Genomic DNA, 7,778 nt, shown 5'->3' with positions numbered 1-7,778 from the left:
GTGCTCGAGGTCGCGGCCAACGTGGCAATCACCGCACTGGCCACCGCTGCCGTGGTCGCCGCCACCGGGATCACGGTCGCCACCGGTGGGCTCGGTGCCTGTGTGCTGGGCGCGGTGATCGGGGTCGTCGTCGGCGTGGCCATGAGCAAGACCGGCGCCGACAAGGGCCTGAGCAAGATGTGCGAGGGCATCGGCAACGCCCTCTTTCCGCCTACGGTGCAGGCCAATATCCTCAGCGGCTCCACCAACACCCTGATCAACTCGATTCCCGCCGCCCGCGCCGCCGGTGCGGTGCCGTCCCACGTCGCCCCGGCGGGGACGCCTGAGAGCGAAGGCGAAAAAGCTGCGGAGCCGGGCTTCCTGGATATGGCCAAGGGCTTTTTCTCGCAGATGTGGCGGCCCACGGTGGCGACCCCGGCCCCCGGCGCCGTGCCCAAGCCGCTGGACCTGGTGACCTGCACCAAGCACCCGCCGATGCCGCCGCAGTTTCTCGCTGAAGGTTCGAAAAAGGTCAGCATCAACGGCCAGCCCGCCGTGCGTAGCGGGGACCGCAGTACCTGTGACGCCAGCGTGGTTTCAGCGGGACTGATCTCGCCAAACGTGACCATTGGCGGCGGTTCGGTGGTGGTGCGCGAGATTCGTAGCGGCAAGACACCCGGCGTCGGCCTGGCGATTACCGCGCTGCTGATGCTCAAGGGCAGCAAGGGCAAGTTCCTCAGCAACCTGCCGTGCATGCTGTTGGCCGGGGTCAACTCCTTCGTCACCAGCCAGGCCATCGGTGCGCTGACCAACGCCATCGCCGGTTCGCCGAACCCGGTGCATGCCGCCACCGGCGCCAAGGTGCTGGGCGGCGAGGACGAGTTGGACTTTGTCCTGCCCGGCCTCCTGCCCATCGATTGGCAACGTTTCTACAACAGTCGCGATGAGCGTCGCGACAGTCTGCTCGGCAGCGGCTGGAGCCTGCCCTATGAAATCGGTGTGCGTATCGAAGTCCATCCCGAAGGCGGCGAACGGCTGATCTATACCGACGAACAGGCGCGGCGTATCGACATGGGTTCGATCCCGTTGGGCGGCGCGGTGTTCAGTCCGGGAGAAGGTCTGGCGGTGCGGCGTAACGGCAACGGGCAACTGTTGATCGAGAGCGATGACGGCTTGTATCGCCTGTTCGAACCGACCCTGGCCGATCCTTCGACCCTGCGCCTGAGCCAGTTGGGCGACCGTAACGACAACCGGATCTATCTCGACTACGACGAGTCGGGGCGACTGATCCGGCTGCGCGACACCTTCGATCGGGTTCAGGTGGCGCTGATCTACAGCACCCAATGGCCCCGGCGGGTCAGCCAGATCGAACGCCTGTACCCCGATCAACAGCGTGAGGTGCTGGTCAGCTACGACTACGACAGCAGCGGCGATCTGTCCGAAGTGCGCGACATTCTGGGCCAGGTACAACGGCGCTTCGCCTACGATAACGGGCGGCGGATGGTCGAGCACCAGCGGCCCACGGGACTGCGCTGTTTCTATCAGTGGGCGCTGGTCGAGAACCTTGAATGGCGGGTGGTTCGGCACTGGACCGATGACGGCGACGAATACGCCTTCGACTATGACCTGAAGGCCGGCATCACCCGTATCACCGACGGATTGAAGCGGGCAAGTAGCCGTCGTTGGAACCCGCAGCAGCAGATCACCGAATACACCGACAACCTCGGCCACACCTGGCAATTCGAGTGGAACGACGAGCGCCAGTTGCTCGGCGCCACCGATCCCCAGGGTGGGCAGCACCAATTCAGCTACGACGAAGCGGGCAACCTCAATGCCAGCGTCGATCCACTGGGGCGCAGCGAGTCGACCCTCTGGCTGGAGCACTGGGCGTTGCCGCTGGTGGAGACCGACACGGCGGGCAACAGCTGGCAATACCGCTACGACCCACGCGGCAACTGCACCCACGAGACCGATCCGCTGGGGCAGGTCACCCAATACCGCTTCGATGCCCAGGGCCAGGTGGTGGCGATCATCGATGCCACGGGTAAAAGCAAAACCTTGCAGTGGAACGACCTCGGGCAGTTGATTCGCCATGTGGACTGCTCCGGGCAACCGACCACTTTCAGCTACGACCGGCGCGGCCACCTGCAGACTGTCACCGATGCCCTCGGCGAGCGCGTGACCTACCAGCACGATGCCCAGGGTCGCCTGTTGCAGAGCCAATTGCCGGACGGTCGCGTCGAGCAGTACTTGCGCGACAGCAGCGGCCAGCTCACGGGTTATGTCGATCCGGCCGGGCACAGCACCGGCTATCAGTACGACCGTCGCGGCCAGGTGCGCCAACGCATCGACGCCCATGGGCGGCAGGTGCAGTTCGGCTATGACGCCTACGGGCGTTTGCAGGCGCTGACCAATGAAAACGGCGAGAGCTATCGCTTTGCCTGGGATGCCGGCGACCGCCTTACCGAACAACGCGATCTCGACGGTAGTGCGCGGTGTTATGCCTATGACGTGCTGGATAACGCGACCCGCGTGGAATACGTTCCGGCGCCGTTTGGCAGTGGCCTGGCGCTGGTTCCATCAGCACCGGTGGCGCCCATCGTTCATCAGTTGGAACGCGATGCGGTGGGACGCCTGATCGCCAAAGTCACCGACGATGGCCGCACCGAGTACGCCTACAATCCGCTGGACCAACTCACCGCCGTCACCTTTACCGACCACGACGGCCAGGAACAGAAGCTCGGCTTCGCTTATGACGCGCTTGGCCAGTTGCTGGAAGAACAGAGCGCGGCGGGCAGCCTGCAGCATCACTACGATGAACTGGGCAATCTGCTCCAGACGCAGTTGCCGGATGGGCGTTGGCTCAATCGGCTGTACTACGGCAGCGGCCATCTGCACCAGATCAATCTGGACGGCCGGGTCATCAGCGACTTCGAACGCGACCGCCTGCACCGCGAGGTGTTGCGCACCCAGGGTCAGCTCAGCACTCGCAGTGAGTACGACCGGGTTGGACGCCTGCGCTCACGCTTGCGCCGCCCCTCCAACCAGCCGTCAGCATTGCCGGCACCGGCACAGAAGCATTTCGACTACGACCCCAGCGACAACCTGATCGGCCGCCTCGACCGCCAGCCACGCGGCGACCAGCGCCAATTGCTGCACTACGACGCCACGGGGAGAATCATCGCCAGCCAGGACAGCGTGCAGGGCCAAAGCGAAACCTTCGCCTACGACGCCGCCGCCAACCTGCTGGACGGCCCACAAGCCGGTGCAGGGTTGGTGGTGCATAACAAGCTGCTGACCTATCAGGACAAGCGTTATCGCTACGATGGGTTTGGGCGGATGATCGAGAAACGTAGCGGCAGTCATCGGGTGCAACGCTTTGCCTATGACGCCGAGCACCGGTTGATCGAAGTGCGCAACCAGGACGGTGTGCGGGAAACGGTTGTGCGCATGACCTACGATCCGTTGGGGCGGCGTATTGGCAAGAGCGAACACGACAACCACGGCTATCCGTTGGGCGAAACGCGTTTCACCTGGGACGGCTTGCGCTTGTTGCAGGAACACCGCAATAGCCAGACCAGCCTGTATCTGTATGCCGATAACGGTTATGAACCGCTGGCTCGGGTCGATGGTAGCGGCGCCTTGCAGAAGGTCCGTTACTACCACAACGACCTCAATGGCCTACCCGAGCAACTGACCGAAGCCGATGGCGCCACGGTGTGGCAGGCCCGGTATCGAGTCTGGGGCAACACCCTTGAAGAGATACGCGAACCGTATTACATCGAGGAACAGAACCTGCGCTTCCAGGGCCAATACCTGGACCGGGAGATCGGGCTGCACTACAACACGTTCAGGTTTTACGACCCGGATGTGGGTCGGTTTACGACGCCGGATCCGATTGGGTTGGCGGGCGGTCTGAATTTTTATCAATATGCACCGAACCCGTTGACTTGGCTCGACCCGTGGGGATGGGCGTGCAAAAGTGCCATTAGCGGAAATAAAGGCCGGAACAAGGCCCTTCACGACTTGAAGCGAAACGGCTTCAAGGTCGTAGCAGAGGAGGTCACCATGAAAGTGAATGGTAAACGCATTCGTGCTGACTTCGTTGCCAAGGATCGATTCGGGAAAGTACACGTTTTTGAAGTGAAACATGGAACCGGAAAGCTGACGCCTAACCAAACAGGCTCGAAAGTTTTCGACATGAACAAACCCGCGAACACGACTCAACATTTGGGAGGCGGCACAATAAAGACTTCGGCCGGAACCAATGGAACATTCAAGGTCGACACCAACGGCAACCCTGGCGTTCCCCTGGGTGGGAAAGGGGCTCAACACAATGCTGTTTTCAATCTATTAATTTACAAGTGAATACTATGAGTACAGAAACGCGGAAAGAACTAGAAAAAGAGCTATCAATAGAGCTGAAAAACATTACATCTTCATGCTTTGACCTGAAAGCTAGCAAAAACAAGCTAAGCCTACTTATCGCCAAAGAAAAGCATGGTGAAATTTATATCCAGCACTTGTCGAAAGCCGACGGTTATTATGCCGGCGTCGAGCTTTTCAAGTGTGAAGCCATGGACTTTTGCATCAGCCAATCACCTCCCTACCCAAGCCGACTAATGAACTCATCATTTCTTTCCAAAAGTTCACTATCAGAACCTGATAAGAAATTCGGGGACGAGATCGGCGGAATTATCAGAACACCCGCACCGCAAGATGTAAAATCAACAGCAAAAAAAATACAACAACGCCTAGTTAAGTTTTATCTTTCAGATGTGGAAAACTGCATTTCCGGCTCCCTCTCTTTGATTGATGACATACTCGCGTCGCCAGACAATTATGCATTCCCCTTTCTAGCCACTATTTTCTGTGCGCAAAAAAACGGACTTAACTCAGATTCTGATCTTTTCCAAAAAGTACTCAGCAGCAAAAAAATATTTGGCAACAAGCAATTCGACCTTGCTTTAGCTCTCAAAATACTAGGTTAATCTAAAAAACACAGATCTATTTGAAAGAAAATAGATCCACCCCGTTACCATTTTTCGAACATACAAGCAGACGTCACGACATGGATTTATCAACCCGACACTCAACTTGTCTCCCCGGCCATCAACCGGCGAAATATCCCGCTAAAAAATCTCGCATTTCCTACGCACTTCAGACGTGGGAGAATATTGTGTGCACCAGCAGCGAAGGCTACAGTTTTAATGTCGCTGCAAATTCAGCGACACGGGTTTGAACGCCCGGAAATGAATAGGCGCACAGCGCCGCGAAAGCGGTATTTTTGTGCTCGCGTTATGGCGGGCTGTGCGCAGGAGGCTTCGGCCTGCCGGTTCCTATTCCCGGTCGTTCAACCTGCGTACGGTCCGCCACCTTTTGTTTGAACGCGGAAAGTGGCGAACTCCTGACCTCGAATAGGAATGCCACCATGACCAAGAAGATCACCCCCGATCCGCCTGTCGTTCGCAAAGCCCTCAGCACTGCCGATAGAGAGACTTACCTGCGGAAGGTCCCGAATAGTCCTTTAGGCAAGGCTGAATCAAACCCTCCCGGCACACCTCAACTGCTCGACACCCTCGCCTTCACTTCCCCCAAAGCCGTCATCCCCGAAGATCCCTGCAAACCCACGCTGTTTGCCATCCAACCGGGCATCAATGCCCAGGATGCGCTGACCTACGTGTCGCGACTGCTCGAAACAGCGGAACTCAATGGCGACGAAATCAGCCTGCACACCAACCCGGTCGAGCGGGCGCTGTTCTGGGGCATGCTGCATTCGGTGGAAGTGGCTCGGGCGGTGGTGGATGCGTTGCTGGAGGGGTCGTCTTCGTCTAATCCCGCGTCGCCTTCATAGGTCTCCCAAGCGGTAAGAAAAGCCCTATCCGTGGCCTATGAAAATCCCGGTAACGATCAGCCTGTTTTTTTCAGCGCGTTATCGGGATAACGCTTCGCTCAACCTAAACAACACCCTGCATAAAAAACTCAGCGGGAACCTTGAAAAACTCGGAAAACTTTTTTACCTGCGCAACGGTCATTTTTCTTTTGTCGTTCAATATTTCAGACACCGCACTTTGAGTCGCAATAGCAGAAAGATCCTTTTGCTTCACCCCTCTTTCATCCATCAGGAATGCCAACGCTTGCGACTGGGAAGCGTAAGGAATCAAAACCGTTTCAGTCTCATAGTCATACACACGATCAGCCACTAATTCGGCAAAACGTGCAGCGGCGTGATCTTCGCTGTCTGCATGAGAGTAAAGCTCATCAATCAACGCCATTCGATCTTTAAGATCGCTTTCATCCTTGATTTTCTCACGGCATGCGGACAACAACCGAGCCAAGGTCGCTACCTGGTCATTCAGGCTTTCAAGCATTGGGGAAATATTGGCTATGAAAATATCAAAGTCTGTAGGGCTGACCTTATTACGTTTCATTTCATCACCTGCTATCGCACTCTGCAAGACTGTAGAAGCCCGTCTCGAATCTCGTTTACTTGACTTCACTCTGCCACCACTTGTCATAGCTGGCATGTGGCAAAATATCCTTTATGAAAATGCTGCCATTTTTCGTATTGATCCAAGAAATAATTCGACACTCATTTTTCTTGATGTCAAAGATATAGATATCCAATGGACCCTTTTTACTGCTGACCTTGAGCTTCGAGTGAGGAATTCGATCGACATTCCACCCTGATGCGCTTGCCCAGACCTCTCGAAATTGCTCAAAGGACTCGTAGCGCAGGCCTGGCCGATCAAACGTCGTGAGCCACAGACTCAAAGGGGCTCGCCACTGGCTGTGTGTGTTCATCGCTTGTGTCACCGCTGCTTTTGCTATCACTCGCATGGTTGTTGACCTTCAGCATAGGCGAAAAATATCTCAAATCCAGATATTTGTCAAAATCCAAGCTGTCATCCTAAGTGATCGACGCCGCATGCGGACTCGTTGGAAAAACAATGAAACGCTCTGGTCCAGAGTGCTACCACCAAGCCAGTCGTCGCTCACCCACCCCCATCAAAAGCACCATCCCCGCCGTGGTCTATCCTTCAGGCGTCACTAGAGCCGGACCTCGACACAGGAGACAGCGAATGGATGCACGAGAAAGAGCGTTGATGCGGGCCAGCGTGGCCTTGGGGCTGCTGATCAGCACCCTGAAGAAGCACGATCTGGAAGCCCCCCTTTCCCTGGACGATCCACATTTCAAGGAGCTGATCACCCACCTGCGGGACAATTTGCTGGAGGCCCAGGCCGACGAGAGCGTGTCCACTGTCATGGTATCGATCAACAAGGCTTTCACCGATGGTGTGCGGCTCAATGCCCGCAGCGTGGGTAGCTTGCTGACGGCACTGAAGAAGGTCGATGGACTGCTCAAGGAGGCCGGCGAGCGACACGAACCGTTGCAGCTGGCGCAGGTGAGCGTGGGCTGAAATACAGCCCCTGTAGGAGCCGGCTTGCTGGCGATGGTCGTCAACGATAACGCGGGGCATCAGACTGATCGCGGTGTGTCGGCGTTCATCGCCAGCAAGCTGGCTCCTACAAGGGGAGCGGTGTGTTTGAAGACGTGCACCCGCTATTTGCTCGACAACTGTGATCCACCCCCACAATCACAGTAGGAATAATTTCCTGCCAACATCAGATCATTCATACTCTGCCCCGCTCTTGACCTGATGATGGACCACCTGTCTTGAAGACCTCCCATGTCTGACCCGCTCTGGGCTGCCCGCCTGGGCGATGCGTTGTCCCATACCTCGATGATGGCCGATATTCTCGGCGGTGTGCTCGAGGTCGCGGCCAACGTGGCAATC

At 57.2% G+C, this 7,778-nt stretch carries 6 protein-coding genes; 4 read left to right on the top strand and 2 right to left on the bottom strand.

What is annotated here, in order from left to right; all coding sequences use genetic code 11:
- The 3 genes from UCMB321_RS27020 to UCMB321_RS27015 form a co-directional block, all read left to right on the top strand.
- The coding region (locus UCMB321_RS27020) for an RHS repeat-associated core domain-containing protein (RefSeq protein WP_040071766.1) at window positions 1–4,347 on the top strand (4,347 nt) is incomplete at its 5' end.
- 5 nt (window positions 4,348–4,352) lie between these two features.
- On the top strand, window positions 4,353–4,970 hold the full coding sequence (locus tag UCMB321_RS30410) for a hypothetical protein (RefSeq protein WP_084615164.1): 618 nt from the start codon (window positions 4,353–4,355) through the stop codon (window positions 4,968–4,970).
- Window positions 4,971–5,410: 440 nt separating this feature from the next.
- A complete protein-coding gene (locus UCMB321_RS27015; protein ID WP_040071765.1) occupies window positions 5,411–5,833 on the top strand; it encodes a hypothetical protein in 423 nt (140 codons plus the stop codon).
- Between the two features lie 103 nt (window positions 5,834–5,936).
- Here UCMB321_RS27015 and UCMB321_RS27010 read toward each other — a convergent pair whose 3' ends face one another.
- Together UCMB321_RS27010 and UCMB321_RS27005 are read right to left on the bottom strand one after the other, a co-directional pair.
- Window positions 5,937–6,410 (bottom strand): helix-turn-helix domain-containing protein, encoded by a 474-nt coding sequence (locus UCMB321_RS27010; protein WP_040071764.1) that lies wholly within the window; start codon window positions 6,408–6,410, stop codon window positions 5,937–5,939.
- Window positions 6,411–6,465: 55 nt separating this feature from the next.
- Window positions 6,466–6,819 (bottom strand): type II toxin-antitoxin system HigB family toxin, encoded by a 354-nt coding sequence (locus tag UCMB321_RS27005; RefSeq protein ID WP_040071763.1) that lies wholly within the window; start codon window positions 6,817–6,819, stop codon window positions 6,466–6,468.
- 242 nt (window positions 6,820–7,061) lie between these two features.
- Between UCMB321_RS27005 and UCMB321_RS27000 the strand changes: the two genes are divergently transcribed.
- Window positions 7,062–7,400: a hypothetical protein gene (locus tag UCMB321_RS27000; RefSeq protein ID WP_245220857.1), complete on the top strand. Its 339-nt coding sequence runs from the start codon at window positions 7,062–7,064 to the stop codon at window positions 7,398–7,400.
- Window positions 7,401–7,778 lie beyond the last annotated feature (378 nt).

The sequence above is a fragment of the Pseudomonas batumici genome, assembly GCF_000820515.1.
GTDB lineage: Bacteria > Pseudomonadota > Gammaproteobacteria > Pseudomonadales > Pseudomonadaceae > Aquipseudomonas > Aquipseudomonas batumici.
The sequence above is the reverse complement of the archived record's forward strand: the minus strand, read 5'-3'. Positions and strand labels throughout refer to the sequence as shown.